The following is a 24,696-nucleotide window of genomic DNA, read 5'->3' on the forward strand; positions in this document are numbered from 1 at the left end:
AGACGAACACCGTCATGAAGAAGATCATCATCGGCGGCGCGGTCGCCGCCGCCGTTGCCGCACTCGTGGCACAGGTCATGCCCGATCTCAAGCGCTACCTGCGGATCCGGAGCATGTGACGGCACCGGATCCGCCAGGTCCCGGGTTGCACCGAATGACGTACGTACCGTCCGGCGTCGGCGAGCCAGCCCGGCAGCGGCCGCGACCCCCCGGTGTAATGACGCGGGCAGGACGGAGACCCATGCACGAGATGTCCATCGCCATGGCCGTCGTCGGCCAGGTGGAAGAAGCAGCCCGAGCCGGCGGCGCCGTCGCCGTGACTTCCGTCCGGCTCCAGGTCGGCGAGCTGGCCGGAGTGGTCCCCGACGCACTGTCCTTCTGCTTCGAACTGGCCTGCGCCGGGACCGTGCTGGAAGGCGCAGACCTCGTGGTCGACTCCGTACGGGCGAGAGCACGCTGCGCGCCCTGCGCGGACGAATGGGCGGTCGGAATGCCACCGCAGCTGTGCTGCCCCTTGTGCGGCGAGGCAACGGCGGAGCTGCTCTCGGGCCGCGAGCTGCAGATCGCAGACGTCCACTGGGACGAAGGACCTGTGCAGAGACGTACCCGTGAACCGATTTCCGAGGAGCGCTGAACCATGTGCCGTGTGGTCGATCTGCAGCAGGCGGTACTCGCGAAGAACGACACGACAGCGCACCGCCTGCGCACCGAACTCGCCGCCCGCGGCACCGCGGTCGTCAATCTGCTCTCCAGCCCGGGCAGCGGGAAGACGGCACTGCTCGAACGCGAACTGGTCCTGGCCCGTGAGACGGGCGTCCCCGTCGCGGCGCTGACCGCCGACCTGGCCACCGAGAACGACGCCATGCGCCTGGCCCGCTCCGGTGTCCCGGTCAAGCAGGTGCTCACCGACGGACTCTGTCACCTGGAGGCCCGGATGCTGGGCGGGCACCTCGACGGGTGGCTGCCCGAGGACACCCGTCTCCTCTTCGTGGAGAACGTCGGCAACCTGGTCTGCCCTGCCTCGTACGATCTCGGCGAAACGCTGAGGGTCGTCCTCGCCTCGGTCACCGAGGGTGAGGACAAGCCGCTGAAGTACCCCACCGCTTTCGGGCTGGCGCACCTGGTGCTCGTCACCAAGACGGACATCGCCGAGGCAGTGGAATTCGACGAGGACGCGTTCCGCGCCCATGTCGAGCAGGTCAATCCCGGTGTGGAGGTGCTCCTCACCTCTGCCCGGCGCGGTGACGGCATCGGGGTGCTCCTCGACCGGGCGCTGGACGCAGCGAACGGCGGCCCGGTCCACCGGCCCGTCATGGCCCAGCAGCACCAGTCCACGCACGCCCATACGCACGACGAGCATGGCGAGGCTTCTCCCGGCCGGCCCCACACGCATGCCGGCCGGGGTGAGCCGGGCGCTGCGACGGATGAGCCCGGAGCCATGGCACAGACCCGCGCGTGACGACGCCACGGTCCGGCCCGGCCATGGCCGAGCCGACGCAGCGTCGCCGGGTCACCGTCCGGGGCGTCGTCCAAGGCGTCGGATTCCGGCCCTACCTGTACACGCGCGCCCTCGCGATGGGCCTGGCGGGACATGTCACCAACACTCCCGAGGGCGTCATCGCGGAAGTCGAGGGCTCACCGGCCGCCGTGGCCCTGTTCTGCGAAGGGATCGCCGCGGACGCGCCGCCCATGGCCGTCCTCGATTCCGTCGAGCACCAGGAAGTCCCCGCCGCGGGAGGTGCCGGTTTCGCCATCGTCGCCTCCCGGTCCGGCGGACCTTCCCGCACGCTGGTCCCCCCGGACGTGGCCACCTGCGCCGACTGCCTCGCCGAGCTGGCCGACCCCGCGGACCGGCGCCACCGGCACCCCTTCATCACCTGCACCAACTGCGGGCCGCGGTTCACCATCGTCACGGATCTGCCGTACGACCGTGCGCACACCACCATGACCCGCTTCCCCATGTGCCCCGACTGCGCCCGCGAGTACGCAGATCCCGCAGACCGCCGCTTCCACGCCCAGCCGGTCGCCTGCCATCGATGCGGGCCCCGACTCGATCTGCTGGTGGCGCACCCGGATCCGGACACGCCCCCACGACACGTAACCACGACGGACCCGGTCGCCGGGGCCCGCGGACTCCTGGCCGGCGGCGCGATCCTCGCCGTCAAGGGGCTCGGCGGGTACCACCTCGTGTGCGATGCGACGAACGCCCGGGCCGTGGCCGCACTCCGCCGCCGCAAGGCCCGTGGTGACAAGCCGTTCGCCCTGATGGCCCGCGACATCGGCGACATCGAACACCTCGTCCAGGTCGGCGCCGAGGAGCGGGCCCTGCTCACCGGCGTCGTCCGGCCGATCGTGCTGCTGAGGCGCCGCAGCCACGCCGTCCCCGGGCCGGGCGCCCCGGCACCGTCAAACGACGTCGCCCCGGACAGCCCCGACCTCGGCTTCATGCTTGCCTATACTCCCTTGCACCACCTGCTCCTCGGCCTGCCCGGCGACCCGGCCGGGCCGAGTCTGCTCGTCATGACCAGCGGCAACGTGGCCGGGGAGCCGATCGTCACCGACGACGCCGAGGCACTGGACCGGCTCGCCCGCCTGGCCGACGCCTGGCTCACCCATGACCGCCCGATCCATGTACCGTGCGACGACTCCGTCGTACGCGTCTGTGACGGGGAACTGCTGACGGTACGCCGCTCACGCGGTTACGCCCCCCGGCCCATCGAACTGCCCTTGCCGGTACCGGCGATCCTTGCTGCGGGGGGTGACCTCAAGAACACCCTGTGCCTGGCGGAGGGGCGCCGGGCCTGGCTGTCCGCCCACATCGGTGACATGGACGACCTCGCCACACAACACGCCTTCGAGCACGCCGGACAGCAGTTGGCGACCATCACCGGGGTGCGACCCGAGGTCCTGGCCGTCGACAGGCACCCCGGATACCGCTCGGGACAGTTGACCCGCCGTCTGGCCGGTGAACGGCACGTCGTACGGGTGCAGCACCATCACGCGCACATCGCCTCCGCAATGGCCGAACATGGCCTGGACGGCAGCCGGCGGGTGATCGGAGTCGCGTTCGACGGCACCGGCTACGGCGACGACGGGGCTGTGTGGGGCGGTGAGTTCCTGCTGGCGGACTACGACGGATACCACCGGTTCGGGCATCTCGCGTACGTCCCACTGCCGGGCGGCGACGCCGCCGTGCACCGTCCCTACCGCATGGCCCTGGCGCATCTGCACGCGGCAGGAATCGGCTGGGCGCAGGACCTGTCGTGCACGGCTGCCTGCCCGCCTGACGAACTGGGCCCTCTGGCACGGCAGTTGGGGCGGAATCTCAACTGCGTACCCACCTCCAGCATGGGCCGGCTGTTCGACGCCGTCTCCTCCCTCACCGGCATCTGTCACCGGGCCGGATACGAGGCCCAGGCCGCCGTCGAACTCGAAGCCGCCGCACTCGGGACGGCTGAGGAGGACTGCGCGGGATACGGCTTTGCGCTGCGCTCTCCCGCACCGGACAGCGGGAGCGCACTGATCGCCGATCCTGCGCCCGTACTGTCGGCGGTGGTCGAGGACGTGCGCGCGGGTACTGCGCCGGGAGTCGTCGCGGCACGCTTCCACGAGGCGGTCGCCGCCCTTGTCCGCAGTACCTGCGTCCTGGCGCGTGAGCAGCACGGCCTGAACACCGTGGCCCTGACCGGCGGAGTGTTTGCCAACACCCGGCTCTCCTCGGCCTGCGCCCGGACGCTCCGCGGACACGACTTCACCGTCCTGCGACACCACCGGGTCCCCCCGAACGACGGAGGGCTGGCACTGGGGCAAGTGATGGTGGCCGCCCGGACACTCACGGGCCGCATCGGCGCGGCGCGGGGGAGCACAGCAACCCACTGACGGCGTGTCCCGGCAGGGCCGGGCAGGCGATCAACCACAGCGAGGAGAAGCCATGTGCCTGGCGGTGCCCGGCAGAGTACTGGAAATCGAGGAACGGGACGGCACCCGCATGGCCACCGTCGATTTCGGCGGAGTGGTCAAGGAAGCATGTCTGGAGTATCTGCCGGACCTTCAGGTCGGCGAGTACGCCATCGTCCACGTGGGGTTCGCCCTGCAGAAACTGGACGAGGAGTCGGCCCGGCAGACGCTGGAACTGTTCGCCCAACTCGGCATGCTTCAGGAAGAGTTCGGCGACCCGTGGGAAATGGCGGCAGAGGCGGGCGGACTGCCGCTGCCCGGCGCCGGTGAGGCACCGCAGGAGGCGCAGCAGTGAAGTACATCGACGAATTCCAGGACCCCGAACTGGCCCGGCGGCTGCTCGACGAGATCCGCTCCACCGTGACCAGACCGTGGGCGCTGATGGAGGTCTGCGGCGGGCAGACCCACACCATCATCCGGCACGGCATCGATCAACTGCTTCCGGACCAGGTGGAACTGATCCATGGACCGGGCTGCCCGGTGTGCGTCACCCCTCTGGAAGTCATCGACAAGGCGCTGGAGATCGCCTCCCGCCCCGAAGTGATCTTCTGTTCCTTCGGCGACATGCTCCGCGTCCCCGGCACCGGCCGGGACCTGTTCCGGGTCCGCAGCGAGGGCGGCGACGTACGGGTCGTCTACTCCCCGCTCGACGCGCTGAAGATCGCCCAGCAGAACCCGGACAGGGAGGTCGTGTTCTTCGGAATCGGCTTCGAAACCACCGCACCTCCCAACGCGATGACGGTCTATCAGGCGCGCAGGCTCGGTATCCGCAACTTCAGTCTGCTGGTGTCCCATGTCCGGGTGCCACCGGCGATCGAGGCGATCATGCAGTCGCCGGACTGCCGTGTGCAGGCATTCCTCGCCGCAGGACATGTGTGCAGCGTCATGGGTGTGGGCGAGTATCCCGAGCTGGCCGAACGGTTCGGCGTCCCGATCGTGGTGACAGGATTCGAACCGCTGGACATCCTGGAAGGCGTGCGCCGGACCGTGGCCCAGCTGGAACGCGGTGAACACACGGTGGACAATGCCTACCCGCGCGCGGTGCGCCCCGAGGGGAACCCCGCCGCTCTGGCCATGCTGGAGGACGTCTTCGAGGTGACCGACCGCGCCTGGCGCGGCATCGGCGTCATTCCCGGCAGCGGCTGGCGGCTTTCCCCGCGCTATCGGGACTACGACGCCGAATACCGCTTCTCGGTGACCGATATTGATACCCGTGAACCTGCTGAGTGCCGCAGCGGAGAGGTCCTGCAGGGCCTGCTGAAGCCCCACGAATGTGAGGCATTCGGCACCACCTGCACTCCTCGCTCCCCACTCGGAGCCACCATGGTCTCCAGCGAGGGCGCCTGCGCCGCGTACTACCTCTACCGGCGGCTGGACATCAAGAAGACCGCACCCCTGGAGGCGAGCCCCGTTGGCTGAGACCGTCGAGACCCCCACGCGCGGTGACGCAACCGCTTGTGCAACGCCTCTCTCCGGTATCCCGCCGCTCGATCCCACGGCATGGACGTGCCCGGCCCCGCTGCGCGATCACCCGCGCATCGTGATGGGCCACGGCGGTGGCGGCGCGCTCTCCGCCGAACTCGTCCAGCACATCTTCGCCCCCGCCTTCGGAGGTGAGGCGCTGGCGCAGCTGGGCGATTCGGCATCCGTGTCGCTGGGCGGTGCCCGCCTGGCCTTCTCCACCGACTCCTTCGTGGTGCGGCCGCTGTTCTTCCCCGGTGGCAGTATCGGCGACCTCGCGGTCAACGGCACCGTCAACGACCTGGCCATGAGCGGTGCGCGCGCCGCCTATCTGTCCTGCGGATTCATCCTGGAGGAGGGCGTCGAGCTCTCCGTCGTCGCGCGCGTGGCCGGCGCCTTCGGCGCCGCCGCGCGCAACGCGGGCGTCGAGGTGGCGACGGGGGACACCAAGGTGGTCGAAGCCGGTCACGGAGACGGCATCTTCATCAACACTGCCGGTATCGGGCTCATCCCGGCCGGCGTCGACCTGCGTCCGCAGCGTGTCGTCCCGGGTGACGTCGTGATCGTCAGCGGGGCGATCGGTGTCCACGGCGTGGCGATCATGAGCGTGCGCGAGGGCCTGGAGTTCGGGGTCGAGATCGAGAGCGACTGCGCGGCCCTGGGAGGACTCGTGGAGGCCATGCTCGCGGTCACCCCGGACCTGCACGTACTGCGCGACCCCACCCGTGGGGGGCTCGCCGCATCCCTCAACGAGATCGCGGCGGCGTCGGGCACCGGCGTCGTGATCCAGGAGCGACACGTCCCGGTCCCTCCGCCGGTGGCCAATGCCTGCGCCATCCTGGGGCTCGACCCGATGTACGTCGCCAACGAAGGGAAGCTGGTGGCATTCGTACCGCGTGAACACGCCGACGCGGTCCTGGACGCGATGCGTTCCCACCCGCTGGGCCGGGACGCGGCAGTGATCGGTGAGGTGGTGGTCGCCCACCCGGGCATGGTGGTGGCCCGCACCGGGCTCGGCGGCACACGGGTGGTCGACCTGCCGGTCGGGGAGCAGCTGCCGCGGATCTGCTGACGGCCCGCCGCCCTGCACCGGATCCCACAGCATGCCCGGCCCGCGGGCACGCCGGATTCGATTGCAGGGCACGAGAGGCACAAGGAACCGTTCCGACGCCATCGGGACGGTTCCGTCATGTGGATCCCGCTGCACCGAACCGGCCATTTCGATTCGTCCGCCACACCCTGCGCGCGGCGGACCGCTGAGCCGAACCCCCCGCCGACGCTGGGAACCTCAGCAGGGATGCCGAGGGGTGCGAGGAGGCGTCAAGCGCTGTTCTGGCCAAGAGCGACACGCGCGCCGGGCAGTGGCGTGGTGACACCGGGGGGGTGCATGCCTAAGGTCTGAGTGCGCGCAGCGGGACAGACCGGTCGAACCACGGAAAAGGCCAACGACGCATCGCACAGGGGGAAGCAGTGCCGCGTGTCAAACCCGTCCTGGCACGGGCCCTCCGTAGAACCCCCTTACTCCACCTGGACGTCGCCCACCGGGGTCGGACGCGGCGTCTGGGGCTGAAACTCGAAGAGCACGGCCCCACCGGATCGGTGAAGGACCGCAGCGCCGTGGGGCTGTTACAGGCGCTGCACGACGAACGGCCGCTCACCCCGGGCACGGTGGTGGTGGAATCCACCTCCGGCAATCTCGGCCTGGCCCTGGCACGGCTGCTTCCCTCCATCGACTGCGTCTTCATCGCGGTGGTCGATCTCAAGACCCCGCACGCCACCCGCAGCATGCTCACCGACTGCGGCGCCCGGGTGATCGTCGTCGACGAACCGGACGGCCAGGGCGGCTACCTGCTGAGCCGGCTGCGCATGGTGCGCGAGCTGTGCGACCGGAACCCCGGATACCGCTGGCCCAACCAGTACGAGAGCTGGGCCTCGCCCGACATCCACCGCCGCACCACCGGACCCGAGATCACCGAGCAGGCGGGACCGGAGCTCGGCGCGGTGTACGTACCTGTCTCCACCGGCGGCACCCTCGCCGGCATCAGCGCACATCTGCGCCGGCACCGACCCGACGTCGCCGCGGTCGCCGTGGACGTACGCGGCTCGCTGGCCGTCGCCGGCAGCGCCGGACGCCGGCTGTTACCGGGCATCGGAGCCAGCCGGCCGTCGGCCTTCCTGAAAGGGCCGCACAGCTACGACCGCGCCGTGCACGTCGACGACATCGAGGCGATCGCCGTCTGCCGGATCCTCGCCGAGGACGCGGGACTCGTACTCGGGGGATCCAGCGGCTGCGCCGTACGCGCGCTGCTCACCGACCAGGAGAACGGCCCCATGGACGACGACCGGATCGCGGTCTGCCTGGCCGCCGACGGCGGCGGCAAATACCACGACACCCTCTACTGCGACGACTGGGCGACCGAGCAGGGCGTCATCAAGGAGATCACCGCCGCCGTGGAACAACTGCGCCGCGAAGGCCTCTTCTTCGACCGAAGGCACCAGGAGCACTGACCATGGGCACGAGCACCACCCTTGACCGGCGGCGGACGGGCCCCGACTACCGGCAGTTCCTGCCGCTGGTCCAGGGCGCCACGCTGATCGAGTGGACCGGCACGGGACTGTTCCTCGCCGTCTCGACCATCTACTTCGTCAAGGTCGCTCATCTCAGCACCTCATCCGTCGGCACCGGCCTGACGATCGGCGGAGCCATCGCCATCGCCGCCGCCGTGCCCATCGCACGGCTGGCCGGACGCTTCGGACCGAAGCCCGTGCTGATCGGTGTGATGCTGCTGCGCGCCCTGGCCACCGTCGGTTATCTCTGGGTCGACGGCTGGTGGAGCTTTCTCCTCGTGGTCGCCGTCATCGCCGTCACCGAGCAGTCCTCGCCCCCACTGGTGCAGTCGTACGTCGGTGCGCGAGCCCCCGAGAGCCTGCGTGCGAAGGTCATGGCCGTGCAGCGCACCGTCGTCAACCTCGGCATCAGTCTGGGCGGGCTGATCGCCGGAGTCGCCCTGGGTTCCGGAGCCCCCGGGGCGTTCCGGCCGCTGCTGATCGGTGGCGCGCTCGCCTATGTGGTGGTGGCCGTGGTGTACGCCACCGCGCAGGGAGAGGAAGCGGCGACCGCCGTCGAGAGCGTCCGTACAGCGGATCTGCTCAAGGACCGACGGCTGCTGGGCTTCACCGCGTACAACGCACTGGTGTCGCTCTGGATGCCGGTGCTCAACGTGGCCTTCCCGCTGTGGCTCGTCACCGCGACCGACGTACCGGAGCGCTATGTCGGCATCCTGTACGCAGTCAACACCGTGCTGTGCATCGCCCTTCAGTACCCCCTCAACCGCTGCTACAGCACCACGCGCCGGGCGTGGTACTCGTACGCGACCGCGGCACTGCTGCTCAGCTGCGGCACCCTGGCCTTCGCCGCCGCGCCCGGCTTCGGAGCGCGGGAAGCACTGCTGGTGCTCGGCGCGGCCGTCGTCCTGCTGACGTTCGCCGAACTGCTCCAGGTCGGCGCCTCGTGGACCCTCTCCTTCGACCTGGCACCTGAGCGGGCGCGCAGCGCCTACCTGGTGCTGTTCAACACCAGCCGCACCGTCGCCAACCGGGTCGCGGGCCCGGTGCTGATGACCGGCGTCGTCCTCGCCCTCGGCACGGCCGGCTGGATCGCGCTCGCCTGCGTGCTGCTGCTCGGCGCGCTCGTCCCCTTCGCGATGCTGCGCGGACCGCGCGGCACCGGCGACTGAACCGCCCCTGGAATCCACCCGGTACCACCACCGACCCTCTCGCCAAGGAGCCCCGCCCGCAATGGACTTCGAGCAATACCCCGACAGCCACTTCCGCTATCTGACCCGTGCGGACGTCATCGAGGCGGCCCGCGACGTGGACATCGTGGCGGCGGTGGCCGAGGCGCTCACGCTGCACTCCGCCGGACAGTCGGTCCTCCCCGAGGAGGCGTACCTCGGCTGGACCACGCCGCAGGGCGACTCGGCCCGGCTGCTGGCCATGCCCGGCGCACTGGTCCAGGACGGACGGCCACCGGTCATCGGCATGAAGACCATCAACGCCTCGATCGGCAACCCGGGACGCGGCATACCGCGCTCCCAGGGCTTCACCCTGCTCCTCGACCCGGAGACCGCCCGCCCCCTCGCCCTGATGGAGGCCGCGTACATCAGCGCGATGCGCACCGCGGCGGTGACCGCACTCGCCGTTCGCCATCTGGCGGTCCAGGAACCACGACAGCTGGCGCTCCTCGGCTGCGGAGCGCTCGCACAGGCGCATGTGGCGCTGCTGCTGCGCAGCGTGCCCACCCTGCGCCGAATATCGCTGTACGACGTGGCGCCCGACCGCGCGAAATCCGTCGCCCGGTACATCGCGTCGATCCCCGGGGCCGCGGACGTCGAGACGGTGCTCGCCCAGGGTGCGCACGAGGCGGTGCGGGACGCCGAACTCGTCGTGCCCGTCACGACGGTGACCCAGGGCTACATCGAGCCGGACTGGCTGCGGCCGGGCGCACTCGTCTGCCATGTCTCGCTGGACGACCTCACCGAGGCGGCGGTGCTCTCGGCCGGCACAGTGATCGTCGACGACTGGAGCCTGGTCCGTGACGACCCGCGCCGGCTGCTGGGCCGGATGCACCGGGCGGGCACCCTGCTCGGCCCCGATGGCACCTCACGGGACGGAGTCACCGCACGGCCCGGTGCCCGCCGCGTCGACGGCACGCTCGGCGATGTGCTCGCCGGCCGCCACCCCGGCCGCCGCGACCGGGACGAGATCGTGATCAGCAACCCGTTCGGTATGTCGATACTCGATGTCGCCGTCGCCGACCGCATCCACGCCCGCGCCGAAGCCGCCGGTCTGGGCGCCCGGCTCACACTCTGAGGGGGATCCGCATGACGATCGATCGATTCGTCCAGGAGATCAACCGCACCATGTGGTCGTACGGCGAGTACCGGCACGTCGCCGATCTGCTGCGGCCCGGCGCCGTCGAGCTCGTCGACCGCCTTGCCCCGGAGCCGGACACCTGTCATCTCGACGTCGCCACGGGGAACGGCAACGTCGCGCTGTTGTCCGCCCTGCGCGGCTGCGACGTCACCGGGCTGGATCTCACCGACGAGTTCTTCTCCGACGCGCGCGAACGGTTCTCGAAGGCCGGTGTCGAGGTGGAGCTGCACCGCGGCGACGCACAGGAACTCCCCTTCACCGAAGCTTCGTTCGACCTGGTGACCTCCACCTATGGGATCCAGTTCGCGCCCGACCATGCGGCGTCGTCCGGTGAGATGGCCCGGGTGCTGCGGCCCGGCGGACGGATCGGCATGTGCAACTGGACGGCACGCAGCTGGACCGCCCACTTCCAGGAGATCCTCTCCGCCTACTTCCCCTCGCCCAACGGCCATCAGGGGCAGCCCATGCTGTGGGGCTCCCCGGATTATCTGGCCGAGCTGTTCGGCCCCGGATTCACGGTCACTTCCGAACGCCGGGAACTCTTCTACCCGTTCGGCACGGCCGAGGACCTGGTCGCCTTCTTCGAGAACTGCTTCGGCCCCTGCATCGCGGCGAAGAACACCATCTCGCCGCCCTCGCGCTGGAAGGAGCTGCGGGCGGAAATGGTCGAGATGACCGAGGGCTTCCACACCACGGACGAGCGGGGCGTGGGCGTACCCGTCGAGTATCTGCTCGTCATCGCGGAAAAGAAGGGTGCCCGGTGACCGGCCTTCCCGAGCACTACCCCACGCTCCCGCTGGCCGAAGGGGCACGGGAGCGGGCCGCCGCCGCGGCGCTGACCCGCAGCGAGCCGTACGAGCTGGGCGAGGGAGTCCACGCGTACGTCGAGCGGTACGCAGCCACGCACCCGGACCGTACAGCGATCGACGACGGCGAAATATCCATCGACTACGCCCAGTTGGCGGACCGTACGCGTCGCACCGCCGCACGGCTGGCGGCTGCCGGAGTCTCACAGGGGCAGATCGTCGCGGTGGGCGGCCGGCGCGGCAGTGACGTCATCACGGCCTTTCTCGCACTGGAGCTGCTGGGCGCCGTCTATCTGCCGGTGGACGCGGGATGGCCCGCCGCCCGCGTCGAGTCCCTCCTCACCGACAGCGGCGCTGTGCTCATGCTGACCACCGGCGGGCCGGCGGACACCGGCGAACTGGTCAAGGGAGCCCGGGCGGCCGGGATCCCCACCGCGACACCGGAACAGGCGGACCCTCCGTACACCCGGACCGCCCGGCCCGCCCCCGACGAGGTGCGCTACGTCCTCTACACCTCCGGATCGACCGGCCGCCCCAAGGCCGCGATCGTCGAGCACCAGGGGATGCTCAATCATCTGTGGGCAAAGGCCGACGACCTCGCACTGACCTCCGACGACCGGCTGGCGCAGACCGCGCCGCTGGGCTTCGACATCTCCGTCTGGCAGATGCTCGCTCCGCTGCTCGTCGGCGGCCGCGTACAGATCTTCAGCGACGAGCGGGCGCAGGACGGCGCCCTGCTGCTGGAGGAACTGCGCCGCCGCGGAACCACGGTGCTGGAGACCGTACCCACACTGATCCGCTTCCTGCTCGACGCCCACGAGAGCGGGGGGGCCGGGCCCGGCGCGCTGCGCTGGATGATCGCCACCGGCGAGGAGCTGCCACCCGCTCTGGCCGGGCGGTGGCACGACAGCATGCCGGGCATCGGACTGCTCAACGCCTATGGCCCCACCGAGTGTTCGGACGATGTCACCCATGCCGTACTCGGCTCACCGGCCGCCGGGGTACGCCATCTGCCGATCGGTTCGCCCATCGGAAACGCCGAACTGTATGTGCTGCGTGCCGAGGAGGGGGAGTGGCACGCCTGCGCGCACGGGGAGACGGGGGAGCTGTTCGTCGGGGGACTCGTCGTGGGCCGCGGCTACCTCGGGGACCCGGACCGTACCGCTCGCGCCTTCTTCACCGACCCCTTCGGCGGCAGCGGCGGGCGCCTCTACCGCACCGGGGACGCCGTACGCGTACTGCCGGACGGCCAGTTGGAGTATCAGGGACGGGTCGACCGGCAGGTGAAGCTCGGCGGCGTACGCATGGAGCTCGCCGAGATCGAAGCGGTCCTCGGCGGCCACCCCGCGATCGCGGCCTGCGCCGTCACCGTCCACACCCCCGACGACGGCGGCGCCCTGGTGGCCCGCGAGAGCGCCCACACCCCCGTGGCCGCACAGCCGCCACGGCTCGTCGCACATGTCACCGCCTCCGGCGGCGAGGTGGCGGAGGAATCACTCCGTGCCCACCTGGCCGAACGGCTCCCCGCGCCGATGGTGCCGCACACCTTCGTCGTCCTGCCGCACCTCCCGCTCACCCGGAACGGCAAGACGGACTACAAGGCGCTCCCCGCACCACCGCGCCGCAGCCGCCCCGACACCCGCCCGTACACGCCACCGCGCGGCGATGCGGAGACCACGATCGCGGCCCTGGTCGCCGAACTCCTCGGCACCGGGCGGGTCGGCCGGGACGACTCGTTCCTGGAGCTGGGCGGCGACTCGCTGCTGGCCATGCGGCTGGTCGCGGCGCTGCGCGAGGCAGGAACGGCCGCGGGCCTGCGCGACGTGCTGCGCGATGGCAGCCCCGCCGCACTCGCCGCGCTCGGCCGCCACCGGCAGCAGGCGGCCGGCACCTGTACGGAACATGCCTGGGACGCCCCGCGGACCCGGCCGCTCACCCCGCAGCAGGCCGGTGTCTACTTCCACTGGAGACTCGACCCGCTCAGCCCCTACTACAGCTACCAGGGCTCCCTGGAGCTGGACGGGCCCCTGGACGTGGCACGGCTGGCGCGGGCCTGGCAGCTGCTGCTCTCCGAGAACCCGCTGCTCCTCGCCCGGTTCGCCGAGACCGACGAGCCGGACGGGCAGGAAGTGGTGCACCACTATCCGCACTGGGAAGTGCCGCTGCCCGGACGGGCGCGGGACATCACCGCGGACGAGTTCCGCGCAGTGGCCGCCGAGGAGGCCGCCAGGCCCTTCGACCTCCTCGCCGAACCCGCCCTGCGGACCGAGCTGTTCCGACTGCCCGGCGGTCAGCACCGGCTGCTGGTCACCATGCATGAACTGCTCCTCGACGGCTGGGGCGCCACCGTGCTGTTCCAGCGGCTCGCCGAGCTGTACGAACAGCAGCCGGCACAGCCCGACCCCGAGCGCGCCACCCGGTACGACCGCTATCTGGACCACTTGGAGGCGCGCCTTGCCACCGAGGAGGTCGCCGAGGCGGGGGAGTACTGGCTGCGCAGGCTCGCGGGCGATCTCCCGGCACTTCAGATCGCGCAGAAGCAGCGGCCCGCCGCACCCACCTACCGGGGCGAGATCACCGAGACGGTCCTCGACGAGCGACTGTCCCAGCGGCTGCGCCAGACCGCGCTGTCCGCCTCCGCCACCGCGTTCGTGCCGCTGCTGGCCGCATACGCGCTGGCTCTCAGCTACTACAGCGACGCCGACGAGGTGATCGTCGGCGCTCCGATGGCGGGCCGGGAACGGCCGGAGACCGCCGAGGTGCCGGCCTTCATGCTCGCCATGCTGCCACTGCGCCTGAACATCGACCCGGCCGCGACCCTCGCGGAGTTCACCGCACAGGTGCGGGAGACGGTGTACGACGCGTACGCAGCAGCCGAGCACCCCTTCGGCTGGACACTGCGTCGGCTTCCAGCCGCGTCACGGAGCTCCTCGGCGACACCGGTCTTCCAGACCATGCTCAATATGCTGCCGTACCCGGCGCGCGCCACCACCGCCTCGGACGTCGGGTTCCGCTTCGTCGAACTGGACACCGGCTACACCAAGTACGACTGCGCCCTGTACGTCCAGCCGCACGGCCCCGGCCAACTGCTGTTGCAATACGCCTACCAGCAGGAGCTGCTCGACGCCCCGGCCGCCCGCAACGTACTGCAATCCACGCTGATCGCGCTGCGGGCCCTGACCGACCAGGAGCGTGCGGAGCACACCACCATCCGTTCCCTCGATCTGCTGCCCGGAGACGATCACCGATGACCACGCCGACCCTGCTGGAACGCTTCGCCGAGCAGGTGGCGGCCCACCCCCGGGCCGTCGCCCTGCGCCACACCGGCACCAGCCTCACCTACCGCGAACTCGACGAATGGAGCGGCCGGCTGGCCGCCCGGCTCGCCGCCAAGGGCACCGGCCCCGGCACACTGGTGGCACTCGCCGCCCAGCGCGGCCCCGCCGCCGTCGCCGGAGTCCTCGCCGTACTGAAGACGGGCGCCGCCTACCTCGGGCTCGACCCCGCGATACCCGTGCGACGACAGCGCCGGATGGTGGAGGAGACCGGACCGCACTGCGTCCTGGCCGAGCCCGGACTCGACCAGTTCCCCACGCTGGACGCCCCCCGCGTCACGCTCGTGCCCCTCGCCGAGGGCCCACTGCACCAGGCCCCCGAGCAGGAACCGGACGAGGACGCGCTGTTCCACATCGTCTACACCTCGGGGACGACCGGAAACCCCAAGGGCGTACGTATCAGCCGGCGTTCGGTCCGCGGCCGGCTGGAATGGATGTGGCAGGACCACCCCTTCCCCGAGAACGCGGTGCTGGCCGTCCAGAAGTCCCTGGCGCTGGTCGCCTCGCCCTGGGAGCTGCTGGGCGGACTGCTGAAGGGCATCCCGTCCGTCGTGCTCGGCACCGACGAGCTCCTCGACCCGGTGCTCTTAGCCGCCGCCGTCGAGCAGGAGCGGATCACGCATCTCTTCCTGACCCCGCAGCTGATCGCCGGGCTGCTGGAGGAGAGCGCGAAACACTCCGGCGGACACCAGCCCCTACTGGTCACCAGCGGCGCCGACACGCTGCCGGTGGACACGGTCCTGCGCTTCCGTGAGGTCTGGCCCGACGCCACACTGCTGAACCTGTACGGCATGACGGAGACCGCCTCCAACGTCGCCGCGTACGACACCGCACGACTGCCCGCGGACGCCGAGCGCGTCCCCGTCGGCAGCCCCGTGGCGAGTGCCGCGCTCTCGGTCCGCGACCGGCTCGGCCGACGCCTGCCACCCGGTGTGACGGGCGAGGTGTGGGTCTCCGGGCCGCCGCTCGCCCTCGGCTATCTCGGCGGCGACGGCGAGGACCGCTTCACCACGGACGACGCCGGAGTCCTCCACTACCGGACCGGAGACCGCGGCCGCCAACTCCCGGACACGGGACTGGAGATCACCGGACGCGCCGACAACCAGATCAAGGTACGCGGCTACCGCGTCGAGCTGGAGGAGATCGAGGCCACGCTGCGCAAGGCGCCGGACATCACCGACGCCGGGGCGTACGCGGACAGCGAGGGCGGCGAAGCACGCATCGTCGCCTGTGTCACCGCCGATGAGGAGACCGGCCCCGCCGCACTGCGCGGCTATCTGCGCGACCGGCTGCCCGATTACATGCTGCCCGCCCGTATCCAGCAGGTTCCACAGCTCCCGCTGAGTACCAACGGCAAGCTCGACCGCAGGGCCCTGCGCACGCTCGTGGAGAGCATCGGGCAGGAACAGACGGCCGGATTCACCCCGTCCGACGCCACCGAGGCCGCTGTCGCCGCCCTCTGGCAGGAACTGCTCGGCGCCCCACCGGCCTCTGCGGACCAGAACTTCTTCGACGCCGGAGGCCACTCCCTGCTCGCTGTGCGGCTCGCCAACCGGCTGGCGAAGACGGCAGGGAGACGCATACCGCTGCGCCGCATCCTCGGCGCACCCACCGTCACCGCGATCGCCGCACTGTGCCGCGAGACCCAGCAGGAGGAACAGGCATGAACGTCCCATGGTTGAGCGTGCCGGGCGAATACCCACAGGGCAGCGCGGCGGGCACCCTCGCCGTCTGCTTCGCACCCACCGGTGCCCACGGTTCGACCTTCGCGAACTGGCGGGGCCGGCTGCCCGAGGACACCGCACTCGCGCTGATCACACCTCCGGGCCGCGGCACCCGCGTCGACGAGGAGCCCGTCACCGGCATGGCCGCCTACGCGGATGCCGTGGCGGCCGAGGTACGCGCACTGCGGGGCGGGCGGCGACTGGTGCTGATCGGCGTCAGCCTCGGTGCGCTGCTCGCGTACGAGACGTGCTGCCGGCTGCTCGACGCCGGGGTGCCGGTCGCGCGGCTGTGCGTGGTGGCCGGACAGTGCCCCGGTGACTTCCACGGCGACGGCGGCGATGTGACCGTCGAGGACGCCCGTGCCTTCGTCACCGGGACCGGACTGACCGACCCGGAGCTGCTGACGGACCCCGAGTTCGAGGAGGTGCTGCTGCCTCCCGTCATCGCCGATCTGCAACTGGCCGCGGGCTACGACGGCCGCCGGACTTCCGTACCGCACGTCGAGTTGCGCGCGGTGTGGGCCACCGACGATCCGCACGTGCCCGAAGTGACCGTGCGCCGCTGGGCCGACTGGACCCGTGACGAATGCACTCTGCGGTCCGTCGAGGGTGGTCACTACGCCCACCAGGAGAACCCGGAAGCGGTCATCACCGCCTGTCTGGACGGCCTTCCCGGAACCCGGCCGTCACGGCGTTCCGTGCTCGGCGCCGGTGCCACGGCCGTCGCGGGCACGGTGCTGGGCCTCGGCGCGGTGGCGGCCGCGTCATCCAGAGCATCCGCCGCCGCGCCGACCGCGGCGGGCAGCGTCTCCTTCGACGGCGATCCCACCGATCCCGTGGGCCTCGCCGTGGCCATGATCCGCCAGAACACCAGTAACCCCGGCGACGGCGCTCTCACCCAGCCGTTCGCCCAGATGCTCCAGGGCATCTTCCGCGCGGCCGGGGTCGGCACCGAGATCGTGGCCACCCCCAAGGAAGGCAACGTCCACTTCTTCGCCCGCGTCCCCGGCAGCGGGCCGGACCGGAAGAAACCACTGGTCCTGCTCGGCCACTCCGACGTCGTCCCCGCCATCGGTGACAAGTGGACGACGGACCCCTTCGCCGGAGACATCAAGGACGGCATGCTGTATGGCCGCGGCTCGCTCGACATGAAGGGCGTCAACGCCGCATTTGTCGCCGCTCTGCTGCGCCATGTCCGCGAGGGCGCGGCCTTCGACCGCGACATCGTCTTCTGGTCCGACTGCGACGAGGAGCAGGGGCCCTACGGGGTGCGCTGGTTCCTCACGGAACACCCCGGCAAGGTCGAGGCGGGCGCGGTCATCACCGAAGGAGGCTGGGTGCTCAACCAGCGCGACGGCAGGACACCCATGATCGCCTCGCTCACCTGCAACGACAAGCGCTCCCTGCTGCTGCGCCTGGAGACCTCCTCGTACGCCACCCACACGTCCAAGCCGTTCACCGGACAGGCCGTGATCCGGCTGGGGGAGGTGCTCGAACAACTCGGGGACTGGCGTGCACACATCCGTCCCAACGCGCTGTCCCGGCAGTACTTCGCCGAGCTGGCCGAGGCCACCACCGACCGGCCGCTCGCCGAGGCCGTCCGGGAGATGCTCGACGCCCGTACGGAACAGCAGCGGGACAGGGCCGGCGAAGCGGTGGTACGGCTCAGTGAGACCCCGGAGCTGCACAACGCGATGCTGCGCACCACGCTCGCCTTCACCTCCGCACAGTCCGGCTACTACCCGAGCATCGTGCCGGGCACGGCGACGGCGGAGTTCCGGGCCGCCTTCCTGCCGGGCGCCGACGACCCGGGCCGCACCGTCGCCGAACTGCGCTCACTGATCGGCAACCGGGCGACGCTGACCGTGGTCGGCAACACCGGCGAGAGCGAGCAGCAGGTCCTGGACCGGCTGCGCGGCTATCTGGCCACGCCCGACTCCAGTTACGACACGGACGTCTTCCGCGCCTGGCAGACGGCCGTACGCCGTACACACCCCGGAGTACGGGCCACCGCCTGCCAGTTCGAGGCGGTCACCAGCGCCGTACCGTTCCGGGAACAGAACGTGCCCGTCTACGGCATGTACCCGTTCACTGTGAACCGGGACATGCTCAAGCGCATGCACGGCACCGACGAGCACATCGGCGTCGAGGCCCTGCGGCAAGGCACCGAAACCGTCTACCGGTTGCTGGCCGGACTGCGGACCGAGGCCTGAGCCGATCGCACCGTACGGGCGTGCCCGGCGCGGGCACGCCCGTACGGTGCGGTCGCCGGTTCCCTGACCTCAACCCACCCTCACCCAGTCGAGAGTGCGCTCGACCGCCCTCTTCCAGTCGGCGTAACCCTCGGCGCGCCGCTCGTCGCTCCACTGAGGATCCCAGCGCTTCGACTCCTGCCACTGATCCCGCAACTCGCCCTCGTCGCGCCAGAATCCGGTGGCCAGACCCGCCGCATAGGCGGCGCCGAGCGCGGTGGTCTCGGCGACGACCGGGCGGCTGACGTGCACCCCGAGGACATCTGCCTGGATCTGCATGCACAGGTCATTGGCCGTGACCCCGCCGTCGACCTTGAGCACATCGAGATGGACTCCGGAGTCCTGTTCCATCGCCTCCACCACATCCCGGCTCTGGTAGCAGATGGCCTCCAGAGTGGCCCGTGCCAGATGGGCGTTGGTGTTGTAGCGGGCGAGACCGACGATGGCGCCGCGGGCGTCCGAGCGCCAGTAGGGCGCGAAGAGGCCCGAGAACGCCGGCACGAAGTACATCCCGCCGTTGTCCTCGACGGTCTTGGCGAGCCGTTCGCTCTCGGCAGCTTCGGTGATGATCTTCATCTGGTCCCGCAGCCACTGTACGGCGGATCCCGTGACCGCGATGGAGCCCTCCAGGGCGTAGACCGCAGGGCTCGTGCCGAACTGGTAGGCAACGGTGGTGAGCAGGCCGTGCTGCGACCGGATCAGCTTCGTACCGGTGTTGAGCACGAGGAAGTTTCCGGTGCCGTACGTGTTCTTCGCCTCGCCCGGCTCGAAGCACACCTGCCCCACGGTAGCCGCGTGCTGGTCGCCGAGTACCCCGGTGATCGGGATCGCGGCCCGCAGAGGCCGGGATGTGCGCGTGCGGCCGTACGCCTCCGCATCGGAGGACGGGTGGATGGACGGCAGCATCGCCCTGGGGATGCCGAAGATGCCCAGCAGTTCGTCGTCCCAGTCGAGCGTCTCCAGGTGCATCAGCATCGTGCGGCTGGCATTGGTCACGTCGGTGGCGTGGATGCCGCCGTCGGGGCCGCCGGTGAGATTCCACAACACCCAGCAGTCCGTGTTCCCGAACAGCGCATGGCCCTGTTCCGCGGCCTCGCGGACCCCCTCGACATTGTCGAGGATCCACTTGATCTTCCCGCCGGAGAAGTAGGTGGCCGGAGGCAGCCCCGCCTTGCGCCGGATGACCTCGCCATGCCCCGCGTTCTCCAGGGCCTTGGCGATCGAGTCGGTCCGGGTGTCCTGCCACACGATGGCGTTGTAGTACGGACGACCGGTGCGGGGGTCCCAGACGACGGTGGTCTCGCGCTGGTTCGTGATTCCGATGGCATCGAGATCGGTGGCGCTCAGACCTCCGGTGCGCAGAGCGTTCTGCATCACCGAGTTGGTGCGCTCCCAGATCTCCACCGGGTCGTGCTCCACCCAGCCGGGGCGGGGCAGGATCTGCTCGTGCTCCAACTGGTGCTTGGCCACTTCGTTTCCGTCGTGATCGAAGATCATGAAGCGGCTGCTGGTGGTGCCTTGATCCACCGCGCCGATGAAGTCCGCCATGGCATGCTGCCTCTCCTGAGTCCGCGCCCGATGATGGAACCGGGCGTCACTCCTCCGGTGGCATGGGGATGCTGCCCTCCGGCTCCGCTTCCGCGGTGGGCAGGAAACGGCCGACGAAAGTCTTGTAGAGGAACGCACCGACGAGTCCACCCACGAGTGGGCCCACGATCGGCACCCAGTAGTAGAAATTTCCGTACTGGTCCCGCCACGCCCCTCCGTAGCCGGTGAGGAAACTCGCGAGCCGGGGTCCGAAGTCACGGGCCGGATTGATCGCGTACCCGGCATTGGTGCCCCACGCCATACCGATGCCCACCACGATGAGGCCCACGATGAACGGGCCGAGATTGGCGCCCGGTGGCGTATTGAGAAGATCCGTGACCGCGAAGATCAGCAGCACAAGGATGGCGGTGCCGATGACCTGGTCCCGCAATGCCCCCCATTCGTGAACCGGAAGCGCGGGGTTCCCGTTTGCGGGCAGCGTCGAGAAAACAGTTTGCGTCTTGATCGTGTGCCCCGGGTCCGCCTTCGCCAGGGCCTCGGTGTAATTCCACCGAACCACCAGCGCCCCGACGAAAGCTCCTGCGAGCTGTGCGAGTGCGTAGGGTGCCACTTTCTTCCAGGGGAAATCCTTGAAAGCGGCAAGCGAAAGCGTCACGGCGGGATTGAGGTGCGCGCCGCTCAGCCTGCCCGCCACATAGACACCCAGAGTGACTCCGAGACCCCATGCCCAGGCGATGCTGTCGTGATTCCCGAGGCCCCCCGCCGGGTCGGTGAGCGCTCCTCCGGCTACGACCTGGGCCACCACACCACAGCCGAAAAGGATGAGAATCATCGTGCCCAGGAACTCCGCCGAGAGTTCCCCGACGAGTCCCGACATCTTGAGCCGCTCCATGCGGATCTCGCTTCCTGTCGAGTCACAACCGTTGGCGGCATAGATCCACATATGAGCGTAGACGCAGAGAATTGGTTCCGCACTTGGTGGCGGAAGCCCTGCGGCCGGCGCCGGGCTCGCCCGGTGAAGGGGCCTGAACCAGGGCCTGGTGCTGGACAACTTCTTCCTGCTGCGGGCGCGAGCCTCGCCCGCCCGCATCCTCTGCGGTAGCGATTACCCGTTTGACATGGCGCAGCCCGACCCTGCCCAGTTCCTGCTCGACAGAGGCGTCGACGCCTTTGTCGCTGGAGGCCAATGGGCGGGCCTTCCTCGGCCTGCCGCCCCGCCCCACCCACGGAGACGCCTCAGACGGAGGCGAAGAAGCGGCGTCCGGTGGCCGTACCGAGTGATGACCGTGTGGCCAGATCGATCCCGATCTCCGACAGCGTGGCCAGGTGGGAGAGCCGCTGTCGTTCCCAGTCCGCCAGCCGCCGGGCCGGAAGGTCCTGTGTGGGTGTCCATCCGCGCATGGCCGCGGCGAGGCCGGCCGCGTCACCGAACGCCTTGGAGGTCCCGGATGCGGTGTGCGGCCGGACCGCTCCGGCGGCGTCGCCGATCAGGGCCGCGTGGTCGGCAACCATCCGGTGAGGCGGAAGGTCGAAGACCGGCTGCATGAAGACTTCAGAGCGCCGTACGAGCTCCGCGAACTGCGGCGGAAGCGATGCGTCCGCCGTGGCGGCCAGCGCCGCCGCGGTGTCCGGCAACATCTCACGGGGCGGCAGGAAGGTCGTGAACCGCTTTCCGGACCGGCTCGCGAGCAGTCTCGGCAGGTCGCGCTCGGACACGTTGGTGTACCAAACCCAGTTGACGCGTCTGGCGCCCTCGACCAGCTCGCCTTCGGGGCCCGGGACCAGGTAGCACAGCATCTGCTGGCCGTCCGAGCCGAAGAATGTGAACCGGCCCGCCAGCAGATCCAGCAGACCGCCGGGCAGGGCCGATTCCGGTTCCAGCCCTCGCCACGCCACATACCCGGCGTACGCCGGCCGCGTGGCGGGATCGAGCAGCAGCCGTACGGCCGAGCCGATTCCGTCCGCGCCCACCAGGAAATCGCCCTGTGCCGTGTAGCCGTCAGCAAACTCGACCGTGATGCCGGAGCCTTCCACCCGGGCTCGCCTGAGGGCACTGTCCAGGCGGTAGCAGACTCCGGCGAGGGGTTCCCGCAGCACCCGGTAAAGGGTGTCCCAGGCGGTCATCAGCTGTGGGGCCCCGTACCTGGCGGCTCCGCCGTGGATGTGGAGCTGCTGGCGTTCATGCAGTTCGACGCTCACCGATTGCGCGGACATACCCAGTCGGACCAGCAGCGCCTCCACCGGGGGCTGCATGACGATTCCGGCGCCACGGGCCTGCATCCTGCCCGCCGACCGCTCGTACACAGCGGTTTCGGCACCGACGGCTCGCAACTCGTGGGCCGCTGCCATGCCCCCGAGAGACCCGCCGACGATCAGAGCCTTGAACGTGTTCCTCGGGTGCATCGGATGACTTCCCTGCTGTCGGACCCTCCCATGCTCGCCCGGACGAGCGAGGACGGCACCCGCACTCGCTCGTCCGGGCGCTCTGCCCGTGACTGCCCCTGGGCGGACATCGTCACCACGATCGCCCGCCGCAGCCTGACCGGGTCCTTCGCGGTCCGGCTGATCCGCTGCAGCCGCCAGCCCTCCTCCATGCTCACGGGCCGGACGAACACTCCCGGACGACGCCCCACCACCACCTCCGAAATCAGACTCCGGAGACGGACTGACGGGCAAACGGCAACCAATGAATTCCCGGGTCAACCATCCGAGCCGAGCCACTGGCGGCGCGCGCGGCCGAGAACCCTGCGTACGCCATAGGCCGCTGCACCGGCCGCGATCACCGCGGTGCCAAAGACGACCGATGCCGACGGGAGGGCGAAGGCGAGGAGCAGACAGCCCGCCAGGCCGATGACGGGCACGATGCGGGGCGGGCGGCCTTCGTCCGGGGTGAGCGTCCAGGCGGCGGCGTTGGCGATGGCGTAGTAGGCGAGGACGCCGAAGGAGGAGAAGCCGATCGCCCCTCGGACGTCGGTCGTGGCGGCAAGGACGACGACCACGGCGCCGACGGCGAGCTCCGCACGGTGAGGGACTTTGAAGCGCGGGTGCACCGCGGCCAGGACATGCGGCAGGTGGTGGTCGCGGGCCATGGCCAGGGTGGTGCGTGAGACACCGATGATGAGTGCGAGCAGGGAGCCGAGCGCGGCGACGGCCGCGCCGGCCCGCACCACCGGCGCCAAGCCGGGGACGCCCGCCGCGCGTGCGGCCTCGGCCAGTGGGGCCGCGGCATGGGCGAGGCGGTCGGGGCCCAGGACGGCCAGCACCGTGACGGCGACGGCCGCGTAGACGAGCAGTGTGATGCCCAGCGCGAGCGGGATCGCCCGGGGGATGGTGCGCCGCGGGTCGCGGACCTCTTCGCCCAGGGTGGCGATCCGCGCGTATCCGGCGAACGCGAAGAACAGCAGACCGGCCGCCTGCAGCACTCCGCCGGCGGTGGCGTCCGCGCCGATGGCCAGACGCCCGGCATCGGCGGTGCCGCCGCTGAGGCACGCGGTGACCACCGCCGCGAGGACCGCCAGGACGAATGCGACGATCACTCGGGTCAGCCAGGCGGACTTGTGCAGACCGGTGTAGTCGAGCGCGGTCAGCGCTACCACCGCCGCGACGGCCACCGCGTGCGTCTGACCGGGCCACACATAGGAGCCCACGGTCAGCGCCATCGCCGCGCAGGAGGCCGTCTTGCCGACGACGAAGCCCCAGCCCGCGAGATAGCCCCAGAAGTCGCCGAGGCGTTCACGGCCGTACACATAGGTGCCACCGGACTCCGGGTAGCGGCCGGCCAGCCGGGCGGAGGACGTCGCGTTGCAGTACGCGACCACCGCTGCCAGCCCCAGGCCGAGCAGCAGCCCGGACCCGGCGGCCGCGGCGGCGGGCGCGGGTGCGACGAAGACGCCCGCCCCGATCATCGAACCCAGGCCGATCATCACGGCGTCGAACACGCTCAGGCGGCGCTTCAACTCGCCCGTTCCCGCCGACGCCGCCGACGTGTTCATCGCACACTCCCAGCCGGGGCGCCCCGCACGAGCAGGCCCCGAAGTCCGTACGTACGCAGAGATTCGGGGGCACGGTAGCCGAGCAAGGTGTCCGGACGGTGTTTGGGTGTGACGGGTCGGGGCGCGACAGGACGGGAAACCCTGTGGGGGTATCGTCGGGCTCGTACCGCAGGACTCGTACGACCGAGAATTCGAGGCAGCCGTGGATCGCAGGCGGACGCGCACACCGGGAGTGTCCCGGCTGCTCGTGCTGTGTGCCGTCCTGTGCGGGCTGTTCCTCATGCACGGTGCCCCGGCGAGCGCTGCCGAGGGCTGCCACGGCGGAGTGGCCGTGACCTCGGACCCGCCCATGTCCATGACGACGGGGGCCGGTCACACGGCCATGGCGGAGGAGCACGGCACCGCCCGTGCGGCCGCCGCCATGCCCGGGATGAACGGCGAGTCGTGCGTATCCACCCACGCCCGCGACCGGCTGCTGCCGCTGCTCATCGCGCTGGGCCTCGTGGTCCTGGCTGTATGGGTGCTCGGGCGGAGACGCACGGCGGTGCGCGGACCGGCACGGCGAGGTCCGCCGTTCGCCGGCAGAGATCTACTGCTCCAGGTGTGCATCGCGCGGACGTGACAGGTGTCCGCCGGTTCCCGGCCATTCCGCCGGACCGGCCGGATGATCCTGCCCCTTTCGCGCG

The 24,696-nt window shown here is 70.4% G+C and carries 19 protein-coding genes; 15 read left to right on the top strand and 4 right to left on the bottom strand.

The window, feature by feature from the left end; genetic code table 11:
• The first annotated feature begins 14 nt into the window (after positions 1-14).
• From ACGFU7_RS25795 to ACGFU7_RS25860, 14 genes are all read left to right on the top strand, one after another.
• Positions 15-119, top strand: a complete 105-nt coding sequence (locus ACGFU7_RS25795; protein WP_393698632.1) for a DUF6893 family small protein — start codon at positions 15-17, stop codon at positions 117-119.
• 122 nt (positions 120-241) lie between these two features.
• The gene (hypA, locus tag ACGFU7_RS25800) at positions 242-634 is read left to right on the top strand and encodes a hydrogenase maturation nickel metallochaperone HypA (protein WP_393698634.1); all 393 of its coding nucleotides are present in this window, start codon (positions 242-244) and stop codon (positions 632-634) included.
• 3 nt (positions 635-637) lie between these two features.
• On the top strand, positions 638-1,459 hold the full coding sequence (hypB, locus tag ACGFU7_RS25805; RefSeq protein ID WP_393698636.1) for a hydrogenase nickel incorporation protein HypB: 822 nt from the start codon (positions 638-640) through the stop codon (positions 1,457-1,459).
• Positions 1,456-3,879 (top strand): carbamoyltransferase HypF, encoded by a 2,424-nt coding sequence (gene hypF, locus ACGFU7_RS25810; protein WP_393698638.1) that lies wholly within the window; start codon positions 1,456-1,458, stop codon positions 3,877-3,879. The genes hypB and hypF overlap by 4 nt, the downstream gene beginning before the upstream one ends.
• Before the next feature lie 52 nt (positions 3,880-3,931).
• Positions 3,932-4,252 (top strand): HypC/HybG/HupF family hydrogenase formation chaperone, encoded by a 321-nt coding sequence (locus tag ACGFU7_RS25815; RefSeq protein ID WP_393698640.1) that lies wholly within the window; start codon positions 3,932-3,934, stop codon positions 4,250-4,252.
• Positions 4,249-5,376, top strand: coding sequence for a hydrogenase formation protein HypD (hypD, locus tag ACGFU7_RS25820; protein WP_393698642.1), 1,128 nt, complete (start codon positions 4,249-4,251; stop codon positions 5,374-5,376). Before ACGFU7_RS25815 ends, hypD begins: the two co-directional genes overlap by 4 nt.
• Positions 5,377-5,434: 58 nt before the next feature.
• Positions 5,435-6,490 carry a hydrogenase expression/formation protein HypE gene (hypE, locus tag ACGFU7_RS25825; RefSeq protein ID WP_393698715.1) on the top strand — a complete coding sequence of 352 codons (1,056 nt, stop codon included), beginning with the start codon at positions 5,435-5,437 and terminating at the stop codon, positions 6,488-6,490.
• 398 nt (positions 6,491-6,888) lie between these two features.
• The gene (locus ACGFU7_RS25830; protein ID WP_393698644.1) at positions 6,889-7,926 is read left to right on the top strand and encodes a pyridoxal-phosphate dependent enzyme; all 1,038 of its coding nucleotides are present in this window, start codon (positions 6,889-6,891) and stop codon (positions 7,924-7,926) included.
• Positions 7,927-7,928: 2 nt separating this feature from the next.
• Positions 7,929-9,155 (top strand): MFS transporter, encoded by a 1,227-nt coding sequence (locus ACGFU7_RS25835; RefSeq protein WP_393698646.1) that lies wholly within the window; start codon positions 7,929-7,931, stop codon positions 9,153-9,155.
• Positions 9,156-9,216: 61 nt separating this feature from the next.
• A complete protein-coding gene (locus tag ACGFU7_RS25840) occupies positions 9,217-10,290 on the top strand; it encodes an ornithine cyclodeaminase family protein (RefSeq protein ID WP_393698648.1) in 1,074 nt (357 codons plus the stop codon).
• Between the two features lie 11 nt (positions 10,291-10,301).
• Positions 10,302-11,117, top strand: a complete 816-nt coding sequence (locus ACGFU7_RS25845) for a class I SAM-dependent methyltransferase (protein ID WP_393698650.1) — start codon at positions 10,302-10,304, stop codon at positions 11,115-11,117.
• Positions 11,114-14,410 (top strand): amino acid adenylation domain-containing protein, encoded by a 3,297-nt coding sequence (locus ACGFU7_RS25850; RefSeq protein WP_393698652.1) that lies wholly within the window; start codon positions 11,114-11,116, stop codon positions 14,408-14,410. Before ACGFU7_RS25845 ends, ACGFU7_RS25850 begins: the two co-directional genes overlap by 4 nt.
• Positions 14,407-16,161, top strand: coding sequence for an AMP-binding protein (locus tag ACGFU7_RS25855; RefSeq protein WP_393698654.1), 1,755 nt, complete (start codon positions 14,407-14,409; stop codon positions 16,159-16,161). Before ACGFU7_RS25850 ends, ACGFU7_RS25855 begins: the two co-directional genes overlap by 4 nt.
• Positions 16,158-18,431, top strand: coding sequence for a M20/M25/M40 family metallo-hydrolase (locus ACGFU7_RS25860; RefSeq protein ID WP_393698656.1), 2,274 nt, complete (start codon positions 16,158-16,160; stop codon positions 18,429-18,431). Before ACGFU7_RS25855 ends, ACGFU7_RS25860 begins: the two co-directional genes overlap by 4 nt.
• Before the next feature lie 69 nt (positions 18,432-18,500).
• Here ACGFU7_RS25860 and glpK read toward each other — a convergent pair whose 3' ends face one another.
• From glpK to ACGFU7_RS25880, 4 genes are all read right to left on the bottom strand, one after another.
• Positions 18,501-20,018 carry a glycerol kinase GlpK gene (glpK, locus tag ACGFU7_RS25865; RefSeq protein ID WP_393698658.1) on the bottom strand — a complete coding sequence of 506 codons (1,518 nt, stop codon included), beginning with the start codon at positions 20,016-20,018 and terminating at the stop codon, positions 18,501-18,503.
• A gap of 46 nt (positions 20,019-20,064) precedes the next feature.
• Positions 20,065-20,910: an MIP/aquaporin family protein gene (locus ACGFU7_RS25870; protein WP_393698660.1), complete on the bottom strand. Its 846-nt coding sequence runs from the start codon at positions 20,908-20,910 to the stop codon at positions 20,065-20,067.
• A gap of 344 nt (positions 20,911-21,254) precedes the next feature.
• Entirely contained in the window at positions 21,255-22,421 is a 1,167-nt protein-coding gene (locus ACGFU7_RS25875) for an FAD-dependent monooxygenase (RefSeq protein ID WP_393698661.1), read from the bottom strand.
• A gap of 296 nt (positions 22,422-22,717) precedes the next feature.
• Complete coding sequence (locus ACGFU7_RS25880) at positions 22,718-24,010, bottom strand: APC family permease (protein WP_393698663.1); 1,293 nt, start codon at positions 24,008-24,010, stop codon at positions 22,718-22,720.
• Positions 24,011-24,212: 202 nt separating this feature from the next.
• Here ACGFU7_RS25880 and ACGFU7_RS25885 point away from each other — a divergent pair, with 202 nt between their 5' ends.
• Entirely contained in the window at positions 24,213-24,632 is a 420-nt protein-coding gene (locus tag ACGFU7_RS25885) for a hypothetical protein (protein ID WP_393698665.1), read from the top strand.
• Positions 24,633-24,696: the final 64 nt, after the last annotated feature.

It is taken from the genome of Streptomyces sp. NPDC048473 (assembly GCF_043200155.1).
Lineage (GTDB): Bacteria > Actinomycetota > Actinomycetes > Streptomycetales > Streptomycetaceae > Streptomyces.